Origin of the sequence: Enterococcus quebecensis, assembly GCF_001730365.1 — a bacterium.
Lineage (GTDB): Bacteria > Bacillota > Bacilli > Lactobacillales > Enterococcaceae > Enterococcus_L > Enterococcus_L quebecensis.
This window is the reverse complement of the sequence record NZ_MIKB01000012.1, coordinates 183,530-197,439: the sequence shown is the minus strand read 5'-3', so window position 1 is coordinate 197,439 and position 13,910 is coordinate 183,530. Positions and strand designations below refer to the sequence as shown.

The 13,910-nt window shown below is 36.2% G+C and carries 14 protein-coding genes; all 14 read right to left on the bottom strand.

Translation table 11 applies throughout. The annotated features are described in order from the left end of the window. Positions 1-14: 14 nt before the first annotated feature. Positions 15-311, bottom strand: coding sequence for a YggT family protein (locus tag BCR23_RS05350; protein ID WP_240482529.1), 297 nt, complete (start codon positions 309-311; stop codon positions 15-17). After that, complete coding sequence (locus BCR23_RS05345; RefSeq protein ID WP_069634446.1) at positions 301-897, bottom strand: cell division protein SepF; 597 nt, start codon at positions 895-897, stop codon at positions 301-303. The genes BCR23_RS05350 and BCR23_RS05345 overlap by 11 nt, the downstream gene beginning before the upstream one ends. 13 nt (positions 898-910) lie before the next feature. Beyond that, complete coding sequence (locus BCR23_RS05340; RefSeq protein ID WP_069634445.1) at positions 911-1,588, bottom strand: YggS family pyridoxal phosphate-dependent enzyme; 678 nt, start codon at positions 1,586-1,588, stop codon at positions 911-913. A 15-nt stretch (positions 1,589-1,603) separates the two neighbouring features. After that, positions 1,604-2,854: a cell division protein FtsZ gene (gene ftsZ / locus BCR23_RS05335; protein ID WP_069634444.1), complete on the bottom strand. Its 1,251-nt coding sequence runs from the start codon at positions 2,852-2,854 to the stop codon at positions 1,604-1,606. 26 nt (positions 2,855-2,880) lie between these two features. Then, a complete protein-coding gene (ftsA, locus tag BCR23_RS05330; protein ID WP_069634443.1) occupies positions 2,881-4,203 on the bottom strand; it encodes a cell division protein FtsA in 1,323 nt (440 codons plus the stop codon). A 162-nt stretch (positions 4,204-4,365) separates the two neighbouring features. Further along, positions 4,366-5,325, bottom strand: a complete 960-nt coding sequence (locus tag BCR23_RS05325; protein WP_069634442.1) for a cell division protein FtsQ/DivIB — start codon at positions 5,323-5,325, stop codon at positions 4,366-4,368. 93 nt (positions 5,326-5,418) lie between these two features. Further along, entirely contained in the window at positions 5,419-6,510 is a 1,092-nt protein-coding gene (gene murG, locus BCR23_RS05320; RefSeq protein ID WP_069634441.1) for an undecaprenyldiphospho-muramoylpentapeptide beta-N-acetylglucosaminyltransferase, read from the bottom strand. Between the two features lie 7 nt (positions 6,511-6,517). Continuing rightward, positions 6,518-7,888, bottom strand: a complete 1,371-nt coding sequence (gene murD / locus BCR23_RS05315; protein ID WP_069634440.1) for a UDP-N-acetylmuramoyl-L-alanine--D-glutamate ligase — start codon at positions 7,886-7,888, stop codon at positions 6,518-6,520. 516 nt (positions 7,889-8,404) lie between these two features. Further along, complete coding sequence (gene mraY, locus BCR23_RS05310; RefSeq protein ID WP_069634439.1) at positions 8,405-9,370, bottom strand: phospho-N-acetylmuramoyl-pentapeptide-transferase; 966 nt, start codon at positions 9,368-9,370, stop codon at positions 8,405-8,407. 59 nt (positions 9,371-9,429) lie between these two features. Beyond that, on the bottom strand, positions 9,430-11,310 hold the full coding sequence (locus tag BCR23_RS05305; RefSeq protein ID WP_069634438.1) for a peptidoglycan D,D-transpeptidase FtsI family protein: 1,881 nt from the start codon (positions 11,308-11,310) through the stop codon (positions 9,430-9,432). Beyond that, positions 11,311-11,712, bottom strand: a complete 402-nt coding sequence (gene ftsL / locus BCR23_RS05300) for a cell division protein FtsL (protein ID WP_069634437.1) — start codon at positions 11,710-11,712, stop codon at positions 11,311-11,313. A gap of 16 nt (positions 11,713-11,728) precedes the next feature. Continuing rightward, positions 11,729-12,688: a 16S rRNA (cytosine(1402)-N(4))-methyltransferase RsmH gene (rsmH, locus tag BCR23_RS05295; RefSeq protein WP_069634436.1), complete on the bottom strand. Its 960-nt coding sequence runs from the start codon at positions 12,686-12,688 to the stop codon at positions 11,729-11,731. A gap of 13 nt (positions 12,689-12,701) precedes the next feature. Then, positions 12,702-13,133, bottom strand: coding sequence for a division/cell wall cluster transcriptional repressor MraZ (gene mraZ, locus BCR23_RS05290; RefSeq protein ID WP_069634642.1), 432 nt, complete (start codon positions 13,131-13,133; stop codon positions 12,702-12,704). 280 nt (positions 13,134-13,413) lie between these two features. Beyond that, a complete protein-coding gene (locus BCR23_RS05285) occupies positions 13,414-13,785 on the bottom strand; it encodes a DUF3397 domain-containing protein (protein ID WP_069634435.1) in 372 nt (123 codons plus the stop codon). Positions 13,786-13,910: the final 125 nt, after the last annotated feature.

Genomic DNA, 13,910 nt, shown 5'->3' with positions numbered 1-13,910 from the left:
AACCATCCTTTCTTTTATTGATACATGATCGATTGTAAAATACGTCCTAATCCGCTTGCTGCTAAATTCAACACGATAATTGCAATCATTACGTTAAAGCCTACCATACCGATTCTCAAATTTAGTCGATCAAATAAGCTTAAGTATGGCTCACAAATCCTTGCAATCAAACGACCAAACGTAGAATCATATGCTCCTGGAAACCACGATAATAATGCATAAATAATTAAAAGTCCTGAATAGATTTGGACACCCTTATATAATATAAATATAAATAGAGCGATAATAACAACCTCCTGACTAGAAATCAAACATTTGTTTTTTTGCTAACGATTGAGCCGTAGCACTATCAATTTCTATGTTTGATGGCGTGCAAAGAAAAATTTCATCGCCTACACGTTGAATGTCTCCATCTAATGCATAAACTGTTCCTGTAAGAAAGTCAACAATTCTTCTTGCTTGATTTTCTTCTACTAAATGAAAATTAACTAATACCGCATCACTTGCAATAATATGTTTAGCAATATTCATTGCTTCAGAATAGACCCGTGGTTCAATAATAGTAATTTTACCAGACCTAGCTGAGTTATGTGTATCTTGCGAACGTTTATTTGAGTTATTAGAACTACGCATGGAGACAACCTTTTTCTCATTAAATGCTGTTTCCTGACGGCTTTCATTCTTATTCTGATGCGTTTCTGTTGAACGATAACGAGCAGATGGTTTTTCGGTCAAAGGCTCAGTTGGTTTTTGTACCTGTGCTGTTGCTTGTCGAACCGTCTGTCTTGGTTGTTGATTAACAACCTTTTGCTCTTCGTATTCATCATAATTATCATATTCATCTTCACCAGATAATCCAAAAAAGCTCGATAACGCATTTTTACTAAAAATTGACATAGATTCCCCTCCTTTACGCACCTCTGAAAATTGCTGTTCCGATTCGTACAAAAGTTGCACCTTCTTCAATAGCAATAGGAAAATCGTTACTCATTCCCATGCTAAGCTCTGTACATGGCGCAAATGACAGATGCTGATTATTTATTGCTGTTTGCAGTTTTTTTAACTGAGAAAAAACTTCGTGAAGAACTTGCTCAGAAGCATCCAGCGGCGCCATCGTCATTAATCCTACAACTTTGATTTTATCAAAATCTGCTAATTGTAGGATGAAGTCAAGGACTTCATCTGATCTGAAACCATGTTTGCTCTCTTCACCAGTCACATTTACCTCAACGAAACAGCAAATTTGCTGTTCTGCTCGCTTCTGAATTTCTTCTGCTAGTTTCAAACTGTCCAAAGCGTGAAAATAATCTATCTCATTTATTATTGATTTTACCTTCCTACGCTGTAAATTACCAATCAAATGCCACTTAATAGACGAAAAACTTTTCAGTGCCATCTTTTTGTCAAGTAATTTATCTACTCGGTTCTCAGCCATATTCTCAATACCAAGTTCAGCAAGTTCCTTGGCTGTATCATTTCCCACTGATTTAGTCACAGCAATCATGGTTACATCATTGCCTGAACGCGATACTTTCTGACATGCTAGCCGAATATCTTGATTTATTTTTTCTAAATTATCAACTAGCATGCTCAAAAGTCTCTCCTATCGTTTTCTGCGGAAAAATGGTGGTGTGTTTAATTCATCGTCATTGTTTTGCGATGGTTCTTCACGATGAAATGTTTCAAAATCTTTTTTCTCAACATTTTCAAATGTTGTATCTTCTACTTTAGGTCTTACGTTTTGTTCACGACGTATATCCCAGTCACCAAAAGCACTAGTCTCTTCTTGTGGTTGAGGTTGCGATGGTTTTGATTGCTCCATATCCAATACAGGTGCTTGTTGCACAGCTTGGATTTGAGTTGGTCTATTTTGACGTTGAGGTTTACGATCTTTTTTTGAAGGGTCAATTCCTGTCGCAATAACAGTTACACGAATTTCATCGCCCAAATCTTCATTAATAGATGTACCTAAGATGATGTTCACATCACCTGTCGCTGCATTTGTCACAATATCTGAAGCATCTTGTGCTTCAAACAATGTCATGTCTAAGCCACCAGTGATATTTAACAATACTTGTTCAGCACCATCAATAGATGTTTCAAGTAGTGGAGAAGAGATTGCTTTTTTCGTTGCTTCAATCACACGATCTTCCCCGCTAGCAACACCGATTCCCATCAAAGCTGTTCCTTGGTTTTCCATAACTGTCTTCACATCAGCAAAGTCCAAGTTAACGTAACCAGGAGCTGTAATCAAGTCTGAAATACCTTGTACACCTTGACGCAATACGTTGTCTGCTTCACGGAATGCTTCAAGCATTGGTGTCTTCTTGTCAACAACTTCTAATAAACGATTATTGGAAATAATCAATAGCGTGTCAACATTTTCTTTTAAAAGTGCAATTCCTTCTGCTGCGTAACGTCCACGTTTTGGACCTTCAAAACTAAATGGTCTTGTAACAACACCTACTGTTAATGCACCTAATTCTTTGGCAATTTTAGCAACTACAGGAGCAGCTCCTGTTCCTGTTCCACCGCCCATACCTGCAGTGATAAAAATCATATCCGCCCCTTGTAAGGCATCTGAAATTACTTGTTCACTTTCTTCTGCAGCTTTTTGTCCAACTTCGGGTTGTGATCCAGCTCCTAAGCCACGCGTATATTTAGGTCCAAGTTGAATCACTGTTTCAGCTTTTGAGTTTTTAAGAGCTTGTACATCTGTGTTTGCAGCGATGAATTCAACGCCTTTAACGTTTTCATCGATCATGCGATTAACAGCATTGCCGCCGCCGCCGCCTACACCGATAACTTTGATGACAGCGCCATTGTTAATGTTATTATCTAAAGAAAATTCCATATTATCGTTTCCTCCTGTTTTAATTGTTAGTCAAAAATGTTTGAGAAGAAGTCTTTGATCTTACCTGTAACATTTTCACCGGATTCGTGTATTTCAGAATCGTCATAGTCGTCTTGGGGTGTATCTGCATACGTATCATACTGTATTTCTTGTTGAACTGCGATTGGCTGTGATGATTTAATCTTTTCTCCTGGAATCGCACCTTTAGCAATATGATAAATATCATTTAGTTGAGCAGAATATTCTACAATACTAATCACATTTGTAAATACTGGGTTACGTAGACCCATATGATTAGGTACATACAATTTCACACTTGCATCAAAGATTTCTTGTGCCAAGTCAACCACGCCTGGAAGGCTTGCTCCGCCACCAGTTAGAATCACTCCGCCAGGAAGTTCCAACGCATCAATCTCGTCTAACACCTCTTTAGATTTCTTAAAGATTTGTTCTACTCTTGCTTCAATTACTTCTGAAAGATAACGTTCATCAACTTTTACAGGTTCAGATTTACCAATTACGTCAACTGGAAATTCTTCGCTTACGGATGTTCTTTCAGGATAGGCATCACCATAGTTGATTTTCAATGCCTCCGCATTATTGAATGATGTATTCAATACGATAGAAACATCTTTAGTGACAAATTCGCCACCTTCTTGATTAACATGAGTGAACTTCAATTGCTTATCATGCATCACTGAAGTCGTTGTTTGACCGCCCCCCATATCAATAACAATCGTACCAAAATCTTTTTCACCATCTGAAAGAACTGTTTCAGTTAGTGCTAACGGCATAATTACTAATTCATTTACAATTAAACCAGCTTTTTCAACGCATTTTCTTGTGTTATGGATAATTGTTTTCGGACCTGTGAATACCACTCCGAACATTTCTAAACGAACACCAATCATTCCTCTAGGATCTTTGATCCCTTCAAACCCATCAACTGTAAATTCTTGAGGCAGGATTGCTACGATTTGACGTTCAGGAGGAGTTGAACGAACCAGAGCTGCCGATGCAACGTTTCTTACATCTTCATCAGTGATTTCTTTTGACTCACTACTTACAGCAATCATGCCTTGACAATTTTCCACTTCAAGTAGATTTGCTGGCAACCCCACATTCACACTTTTAATTTGAATTCCCGCTTTTTCTTCTGCTTGTCTTACTGCTCTTTGAATCGCATTTACTGTTTTATCAATATCGACGATGATTCCTCGATTTAATCCATCAGATTTTGCGTTTCCTACGCCAATGATATTCATTTGACCTTCAATAAATTCAGCCACTACAACTTTTACAGATGTTGTACCAATATCAAGGCCTACATACATTCCTGTCTTTGCCATGAATGGGGTTCCTCCTCCTATTAATTCCAATATGTAAACAGACAAGAAATGCCCATTTTCATATGTATTTTTTTATGAATACTCACTTCTTTCAATTTTACCATAAACATAGGCTTTTTAGAAAGCAGATTCTATTATTTTATTCTTTTATTTTTATTAACTTTACTCTAATGGCTGTGAAGATTCTCCTGCACTTTCTTCAGTGACCTCATTATTAAAAGGATATGAGAAAATCCCAACTTCCATATCGATGATTCCTGGTTTGTCCATTTGACTTGCTACTCTCCCGTAATAAGCCATTTTCTCTTCCAATTGAGAGATATTCACAATGACTTCATTGGCATCTTTCATGTGAAGATTGATTAATTCTTTGTTTGCATTAGAAGGCGCATAACGAATTTCTGAGATATTTTGCTTTAAATCCTCAGGAAGTTTGTTATAAGAATTCATTAAGTTTTTAATTATTGACTGATCTTTAAAATTTTGGAAAACAGGCATACCGCTTATAGGTGCTTTCATTTCTTCCGGCAAAATTTTACCATTTTCTAAAATAGGATGAAAAACATTGTTTATTGACTCTAAAGCAACTACTTCATACTCATCAATTTTTATGTTAAATGAATTAATACCGCTCAATGAAATCGTTGCTTTTTTTACACGTGGTAATTGTCGTACAATCTTTTCTTCATATATATCCCGATCTCCAAATTGCTCCCACAAACTTTTACCCTGTTCTAACTTTGATTGGGCAATGATTTTCTGGCTATCTACGGACTTATTACCTGTTACGCTAACAGTACCTAACTTACTTAGTGGAGAAACAAAATACAATACAATCACTATCGCTATCATAAATACTGATACAATAAGTGTCAAGCGACGGAATAGACGTTTATTTCGCACTTTTTTTATGTTTGGTAAGCGGTCTGCAAAAGATTCGTAAGTTTTCTTTTGTATTTCTTCTGTTTCAAGATTTTCTGAAGGAGCTTCCTCTGTTTCAGTTTCGGTATCTTCTACAATTTCTTCTTGATTCTGTTCATTAGATAATACAGAGGGATTCCATCCTGGCTGATCACCTTGTGTTTTCAAATACTCAAGGTTTTCTTTTTGCCAAGGAGTCAACTCTTGTTCTCCTAACTCGTTAGTTGAATCTAACTCTTTCTCATCTTTATTTTTTGGATCGTCCTTTTTCTTACTAATCTTTCACACCCCCTATCAAGTAATCTCTTTTACCACTTTAAATAGTCGTTCACCAGCATCTGGGATACCTTCTTTTTTAGATGCTTCTGCCATCATTTTATGACGTTCTTCATCTAATAAAATACGGTCAATTTCAGTAGCTAGCTTAGAACCTGTTAGCTCTTGGTCACTGATCATTTCAACAGCTCCAGATTTGACTAAACTTTGAGCATTTTTTGTTTGATGGTCATTTGTAACGTATGGACTTGGGATTAAGATAGCTGGTAGCCCTAACGCTGTAAATTCTGCAATGGATGTTGCTCCAGCGCGACCGACCATTAGATCTGCAGCTGCCAGAACTTCTGCCATTTTATCAATATAAGGCTGAATGCTTACGTTTGTCAATTTCTTTTCGGAAAGATTTAGTTTTTCTTGTAATTCTTTATAGTATCTCTCACCCGATGCATAAAGAACCTGATATTCTCTTTGCTCAAAGAGAGACAGAGCCTCAACAAAAGCTTGATTGATTTTTAACGCCCCACGGCTTCCACCGAAAATGACAACAGTTTTTTTATCAGGATCTAAGCCGTATTCTTTTAACACATCTGTCTTTTCAATCGTCACTACTTCTTGAGCTCTAGGATTCCCTGTCAACACAACTTTTTCTTTAGGAAAATACTCGGCAACATCTGGGAAGCAAATAGCCACTTTAGTCGCATACTTACTTAAAAATTTGTTTGTGATTCCAGGTATGCTATTTTGCTCATGAACAATCGTCGGTATTTTCAATTGCTTTGCTGCATAAACAACCGAACCTGATACATAACCACCCGTTCCAATAACAACATCTGGTTGAAAATCTTTAATAATTTTTTTAGCTTTTCCAATACTGCTTAAAAAAAGATAAACAGTTTTAATATTCTGAGGGCTTAACGAACGACGAAATCCTTGGATCTTGATTGTTTTAAACGGAATACCATATTTGGGTACAATTTGACTTTCCAGTCCTGCTTGTGTTCCCACATACATAAACTCTGTGTCTGGTTCTACTTGTTTTACGTAGTTTACAAAGGCCAAAGCTGGATAAATGTGTCCACCTGTTCCGCCGCCGGTTATTAATATTTTCATAATTATCTCACTTTTCTTTGTCTTTTAGCTGATGCATAGCTTGAATAAATGCATCTCCTCGCAGTTCAAAATTAGGATATTGATCCCAACTTGCACACGCAGGCGATAATAGAATAGTATCATTTTTTTCGGAAAAATCATAGGCTTCACCTACAGCTGTTTGAACATTTTCGGTTAATTTTATCTTTTTTATACCAGCTTCAACTGCAGCTTGGTACAGTTTATCTTTTGTTTCCCCAAAAAGAACAATTGCTTTAATTCCCTTTAATGAAGGAATTAATTCATCAAAACTATTTCCTCGGTCTAAACCACCAGCTAATAAAATAAGTGAGGAATGATCAAAACCACTAAGTGCCATCTCCGTTGCTAATATATTTGTTGCTTTTGAATCATTATAAAATTTACGTCCAGCTGTTTCTCCAAGGTATTGTGTACGATGAGGTACGCCGCTAAAAATCATCAACGTTTGTCTTATTACATCAGTCGGAACATTTTTCAATTTGGCTACAGCTATTGCAGCCAATGCATTCTCAATATTATGGCTACCTGGAACACCCAATTCCGTTGCCAACATGATGTATTCCTCTTTATAGTATATTTTCCCATCCGCAAGATATGCTCCTGCGACTTTCTCTTTTGTTGAAAATGGAATAATTGCAGCTTTTGTTTTTTTACTTAATTCTTGTAATTCTTTTTGATTCCAATTTAGGACGAGACAATCACTTTTTTTCATATTATTTTGTATTGCCCATTTAGCTTTAACATATTCATCTCTAGAACCATGATAATCTAAATGTGCCTCATAAATATTCGTAATTACAGCTATTTGAGGTTGAAATGTTTGAATACCCATCAACTGAAAACTTGATAATTCCATAACAATATCATCCGCTGTACTTGCTTCTTCTGCCACTTCACTGGCTGGATAACCAATATTTCCGGCTAAACGAGCAGTCCCAGCTTTGCGATCCGCATTTAATAACAAGCCAATCATTGTAGTTGTTGTTGTTTTGCCGTTTGTTCCAGTAATTCCGATAATCGGACACTCTGCAATTTGATAAGCCAGCTCAACTTCAGTAATAACTGGCAAATTCATGCTTAAAGCTTTTTCTACTAAAGGATTCGTATAAGGTATACCTGGGTTTTTAACGATCAGAGAAAAATCTTCATCTAATAGTTCAATCGGATGCCCACCTGTAACAACACGAATACCCAAGGTTAATAAATCTTGGGCTTCCGGGTTTTGATCAAATTGTTTAAAATCGTTGACAGTTACTAATGCACCTAGTTCATGCAGCAACTTAGCAGCACTAACACCACTTTTAGCTAGTCCAAGAACAAGGACTTTTTTATTTTCATAATTTGTAATTTTTTTCATTATCATTTCCCCTTATCTTAGAAAAGCTGAAAGAAGTGATCAGCTCTGTAGAAAATTAGGGATTTTGATGTGGAATGCTTCTTTGTTCCATTTCAAAATCATCTATTTTCCTAAGTGCTGCTTCTTTTGGCTAGATCTCACTGAAAAGCTGAAAGAAGCGGTCAGCTCTGTAGAAAATTAGGGATTTTGATGTGGAACGCTTCTTTGTTCCATTTCAAAATCATCTATTTTCCTAAGCGCTGCTTCTTTTAGCTAGATCTCACTGAAAAGCTGAAAGAAGCGATCAGCTCTGTAGAAAATTAGGGATTTTGATGTGGAATGCTTCTTTGTTCCATTTCAAAATCATCTATTTTCCTAAGTGCTACTTCTTTTGGCTAGATCTCACTGAAAAGCTGAAAGAAGCGGTCAGCTCTGTAGAAAATTAGGGATTTTGATGTGGAACGCTTCTTTGTTCCATTTCAAAATCATCTATTTTCCTAAGCGCTGCTTCTTTTGGCTAGATCTCATAGTAATAATTTAAAAAATAATCCAAAGTGTAATGCCTGAACAAATGGCACCTGTTAACCAAAAGACAATATCGATCTTCCATTCCGACCAACCACACATTTCAAAATGATGATGAATCGGAGACATTTTAAAAATTCGTTTTCCAAATAATTTGAATGAAGCAACTTGTAAAATGACACTTGCCGTTTCACACACATAAACAAGTCCAATCAAAAGTAATGTCCACTCTTGACGTAATATAATAGAAATAGCTGCTAGTAAACCACCTAAAGCGAGAGAACCAACATCTCCCATAAAAATTTTAGCTGGCTTTTTATTGTACGGAAAGAAACCTAACAAACCACCGATTACACTTAAACAAACGATAACAACATCAAACTGTTGCTGTTTCCAAGCAATGATCGCATATGTCGCAAATGAAATCGTTCCTAAACCAGCAACTAATCCATCAATACCATCAGTCAAATTTACGGCATTTGAAAAACCAACTAACCAAAAAATAACGAACACACCATAAAAAATACCTAAAGGTAACGAAACAATTCCAAACAAGTCTAACGAATCTGACAAACCTTCAGAATGATAAACAAAATAAAAAACTAAACCACCAATAATTTGCCCAATTAATTTTTGACGGGAATTCAACCCCATATTTCTTTTTTTAAACACCTTGATAAAATCATCTAAAAAACCTAATAATCCATACAGTACCAAGATAAATAAAATAATTAGTAAAGAAGGAGTAAGCTCTTTCTGCCACAATCCCACTAATAGTGACGTAATGAAACTTGCCACTAAGAAAACCAAACCACCCATCGTTGGCGTACCAGTTTTTACGTTATGCCAAGTTGGACCATCTTCACGTGTTGTTTGACCTTGCTTTTTCATTTGAAAATACCCAATAAACATCGGCATTACTGCTACCGTTATAGCAAAACTAAATACTATGGGAATAAAAATTTGTGTCCACTCCATGATATCTCTCCTAATTATTCAACTCATATTGAGTTACTTTGTCATTCATTTTTAACGATTTATTTTGCAGGTTCTACTGATGTCGTTGATTGACTATCCATAGAATCCATTACCACTTGCATCAATGGATTTGCTATTTTTGCAAGTGCATCTCTTGTATATGTCTGAGGTTTTTTCATTGTAAGATATAAAATATATTCTGGATTATCAGCTGGCACAAATTCTACTACTGAATAAGTATAATCAGTCAAACCAGCCATGTAACCATTCTCTCCAGTAATTTGTGCAGTTCCAGTTTTAACCCCCACATGATAACCAGGTACTGAGTAAACATCGTGAGCAATACCATAGGTTGGATCTTCTACGGTATCTATCATATACGTTCGGATATCACTCGCCGCTTGAGGCGTTATCACCGGTTGTCCTACTTTTTCTGGTTTTGTGACTTTTTCTTCACCGGTATCTTTATCAACGATTTTACTGATATATTGAGGTTTTAACATAGAACCATCATTAGCTATTGATGTATAAGCCTGCATCATTTGGAAGTTTGTTACAGAGACCGCTTGACCAAATGACGACATCGCCAAATCGACCCAGTTATCGCCAGGTAACTCTCCCGAAGATTCTCCTGCTAAACCTGAATTTGTCGATTTTCCAAATCCAAATTTTTCTAAATAACTTCTCCAAACTTTCCCCGTAGGATCCATTGCTTGTTCTAAAGTAAGCATCCCTACGTTACTTGACCAAGAAATAGCTTGTCGGAACGTTAATGGACCAACTGCACCAAAATCATGATCATTTACAGTTCTATCATCCAACTTATACCCGCCAGCCGGATAAACAAATGTCGCATTAGGATTAAATTTTCCTTCCTGCATAGCCGCAGCTGAAGTAAAAAGTTTCATAGTAGAACCTGGTTCGAATTTATCTTCTACTAAAATATTACGCCACACAGTATCTTTTCCTAATCCTTCTTTTGTTTCAGGATTGAAAGAAGGGCGTTGTGACATCGCTAATATCTCACCCGTTTTGGCTTTCATCAACATAGCAGTCATATCTTCTGGTTTATATTCTTCCATAACTGGATCTAATAACGACTCTAATCGACTTTGGATACGGCTATCTAAAGTCGTATAGATATCCTTACCATCAACTGCTTTCTTTTCACTTGCCACAGTTCCTGGCAAGGGATTTCCGTAAACGTCTTTTTTATAATCAATTTTGCCGTCTGTTCCACTTAAAATATCATTGTATGATTTTTCTATGCCCATCTTACCGACCAAGCCTTTTGAATCATCTTCCGCATCAGCAGAACCTGTATAGCCAATAAAATGGGAAGCAAATGCACCATTTGGATAAATCCTAGCTGGGTGACCTTCAAAGTATAGACCTGAGACTTTATTTTGTTTGAGTTCATTTTCGATTTTTTGTCTGGTTTCTAACGTAATATTTTTACCTTTAGAGCCAAACTCAACTTGAAATTTCACAGATCCATCTTCATTTACACCGCTATTTAAAAAGTTTAAAGCGGCATCTTTAGTGAGGTCAGTATTTCTATCTAAAATGTCCGCTAATAGTTGGAAATCTTTTTTCTGTGCATATAGTTTTTTATTTTCTTCACCTAGATAAGTCTCAGACAAAATAGCATAAACAGAATAAGAAGTCGCATCTTCTGCAATCACGTTTCCATTTCGGTCTAAAATAGCTCCTCTTTTTGCCTTGACAACACTGCTTCCTTGATAGAGATTTGCAGTTTTTTCTGGTAAAGAGACACCTGCGACTTTTCCTACTGCAACTATGTACGTTAATCTAAAGGCAAATAAAAAGAACAATCCAATACTCGTAGCAAATAAAATAATGCCTACTTTTTTACGATTGTTCATTGGATTTAAGTTCTTCTTTTTGACAAAATTCTTTATTTTATTTTTTATAGTCATTTATTTCACTTTCCTTATGTTATCAAGGTTATCTGAAAGACCCTTGTTCTTTGCAACTTCCTTGATACGATCTGCTTTTGATAATTCATTTTTTTGTTGCTCTAATTTTAAAGCTGACTCTTCTTTTTCTTGGATCGTTGCTTGCGTTTCTGTGATCTCATTAGTCATTTGTGTAATAGATGTACGTACTTGAATGGTGAGAACTGCTATTCCAATAATCGCTACTAACAATAAAAAGCCGATTGTCTTTTCCAAAAGTGAGATATTTCTCAGCTTCCTTTTCGGAGATTGGGGTAGGTTCACGTTTTTTTGAACTTTAGGTTCATTTATTGGCTCTGTGAATGGCTCATCCATCAATGGAACATCATATTGAAAATCATCCACTTTTTTTAATTCAGCCATGTTCTTACCCCTTCCTCTATATGTTTAGTTTGACTTTTTCGGCAATTCTTAATTTAGCACTTCTTGAGCGATTATTCTCAGCCAATTCAGTCTCACCTGGTAAAATCGGCTTTCTAGTAATTACTTTTAACTCTGGTTGAAATTCTTCAGGAACCACCGGAAGTCCTGGTGGCAAATCCTGCATTGTACTATATTCTTTAAACATGCTTTTCACAATTCGATCCTCTAGTGAGTGAAAGGTAATTACACTAATCCGACCATTTTTATTTAGTAAAGCAATTGCTTGTTCTAACGATTCTTCTACAACCCCTAGTTCATCATTTACAGCAATCCGAATCGCTTGGAAAATTCGTTTTGCCGGATGTCCACCTTTGCGTCTGGCTGGCGCTGGTATGGCTGTTTTAATAATTTCGACTAATTCACCAGTCGTCTCAATTGGTGCTTTAGCGCGTACACGTTCAATTTCTCTAGCTACTTGTTTAGAAAATTTCTCCTCACCGTAACGAAAGAATATCTTCACCAATTCATTATAAGTATAATTATTGACTACATCATAAGCTGAAAATTCTGCTTGTTGATCCATCCGCATGTCTAGCGGTGCATCTTGATGATAGCTAAAACCTCGCTCTGCTTCATCCAGTTGAGGTGAAGAAACACCCAAGTCGTATAAAATACCATCAACATGGTAAATCTCTTGCTTCGCTAATTCTCTTTTTAAGTGCCGAAAGTTCGACTTGATAAAAGTCACCATGCCTCGATCAACATATTTTTTTAATCGTTGTGCTGCAAAATCCAATGCTTTTTGGTCTTGGTCGAACGCATATAAATGACCTTGCTCGCCCAGTTGAGAAAGTAAATACTCACTATGACCTGCGCCACCTAATGTGCAGTCGACATATACCCCATCTTCTTTCACATGTAAGCCGTCAACTGTCTCTTTTAGCAAAACAGTATAGTGCTGAAAGTCTTTCGTCATAATGCTCCTCTTTCTAAAAACCAAAATCAATCATTGTTTCTGCAATTTCATCAAAATTCTCTTCAGCCTCTGTAGAAAATTCTTGCCAACGCGCTTCATCCCAAATCTCGATTCGATTTGAAACACCGATGATTACGCAAGCCTTCTCTATGCTCCCATGTGCTCTCAACGCAGCCGGAATATTTATTCTGCCTTGTTTATCGATCTCACATTCTGTAGCAGCCGAGTAAAAAAAGCGGACAAACGTGCGGGCATCCTTCTTAGCTAGCGGCATCTCTTTTAACTTTTCCTCTAGTTGTTCCCATTCGGACATTGGATAACCAAATAAACAGCCATCCATCCCTCTAGTTACCACAAATTTCTCACCTAATTGGTCTCGAAATTTAGCTGGTACGATGAGTCGGCCTTTGGCATCTATATTATGTTGAAATTCACCCATAAACATAGCCAATATTCCCCACTTTTCCACTTGATAGAAACAGTCTACCACATCCTACCACTTTCTACCACCAAAAACGGTGAATCTACCCTCATTTAATGGTTATTTAAAAATTTTGTAATATTTCAAAATACTATTCTTTTTAAAAAAAAGCGATATCAATAGCTATGTAATAAGTTTTTAAAAGAATTCACTTATTTTTTTTATTTTTATTTTCTCATGAAAATATTACAAATAAATTTGTTGGGGGAAAGTGGTGAACTTTCTTTCCCCTCTCCTTTCAGTTTTACGAAAAATAATGAACGATATTCAGTAAAATAAGTACGGCGTATAAGACTAGGCTGAAAAGAAAAACTAATCGCCAAAACATCTTAAAATATCTGCCATAAAGAATCTCGCCATAGTAATAGGCTTGAAAGACCGCTACACAAATACCTAACAGTAAAACTGAGATAACCATATAGGGAACAATTGATTGACCATAACTATCTTTTGATAATTCGTTTAATCCTATAAACAAAAATGGAATTGAGATATCTGGAGCTTTTACTTTAAAACGTTCTGTTAACGAAAACGTTGAAATAATAAAATTACACGCAAATAAGACAATTACTGGAAAAACATACCAAAAAAGCATAATGATTGAAAACGACACCATTTACTAACAATTCCTTTCATAACACACTTAGTTAACTATACTTCATTTACTTTACACTGATGTTTCATTTCCTTTAAAAGTTCGTGCCTAAATAATACCAAATGACAAGAGTTTTATTCCCCAAA

Coding starts and splice junctions, on each gene's coding strand:
- BCR23_RS05345 (WP_069634446.1), bottom strand. CDS start 897: ATGTCAATTTTTAGTAAAAATGCGTTATCGAGCTTTTTTGGATTATCT.
- BCR23_RS05340 (WP_069634445.1), bottom strand. CDS start 1,588: ATGCTAGTTGATAATTTAGAAAAAATAAATCAAGATATTCGGCTAGCA.
- ftsZ (WP_069634444.1), bottom strand. CDS start 2,854: ATGGAATTTTCTTTAGATAATAACATTAACAATGGCGCTGTCATCAAA.
- ftsA (WP_069634443.1), bottom strand. CDS start 4,203: ATGGCAAAGACAGGAATGTATGTAGGCCTTGATATTGGTACAACATCT.
- murG (WP_069634441.1), bottom strand. CDS start 6,510: ATGAAAATATTAATAACCGGCGGCGGAACAGGTGGACACATTTATCCA.
- murD (WP_069634440.1), bottom strand. CDS start 7,888: ATGAAAAAAATTACAAATTATGAAAATAAAAAAGTCCTTGTTCTTGGA.
- mraY (WP_069634439.1), bottom strand. CDS start 9,370: ATGGAGTGGACACAAATTTTTATTCCCATAGTATTTAGTTTTGCTATA.
- BCR23_RS05305 (WP_069634438.1), bottom strand. CDS start 11,310: ATGACTATAAAAAATAAAATAAAGAATTTTGTCAAAAAGAAGAACTTA.
- ftsL (WP_069634437.1), bottom strand. CDS start 11,712: ATGGCTGAATTAAAAAAAGTGGATGATTTTCAATATGATGTTCCATTG.
- rsmH (WP_069634436.1), bottom strand. CDS start 12,688: ATGACGAAAGACTTTCAGCACTATACTGTTTTGCTAAAAGAGACAGTT.
- mraZ (WP_069634642.1), bottom strand. CDS start 13,133: ATGTTTATGGGTGAATTTCAACATAATATAGATGCCAAAGGCCGACTC.
- BCR23_RS05285 (WP_069634435.1), bottom strand. CDS start 13,785: ATGGTGTCGTTTTCAATCATTATGCTTTTTTGGTATGTTTTTCCAGTA.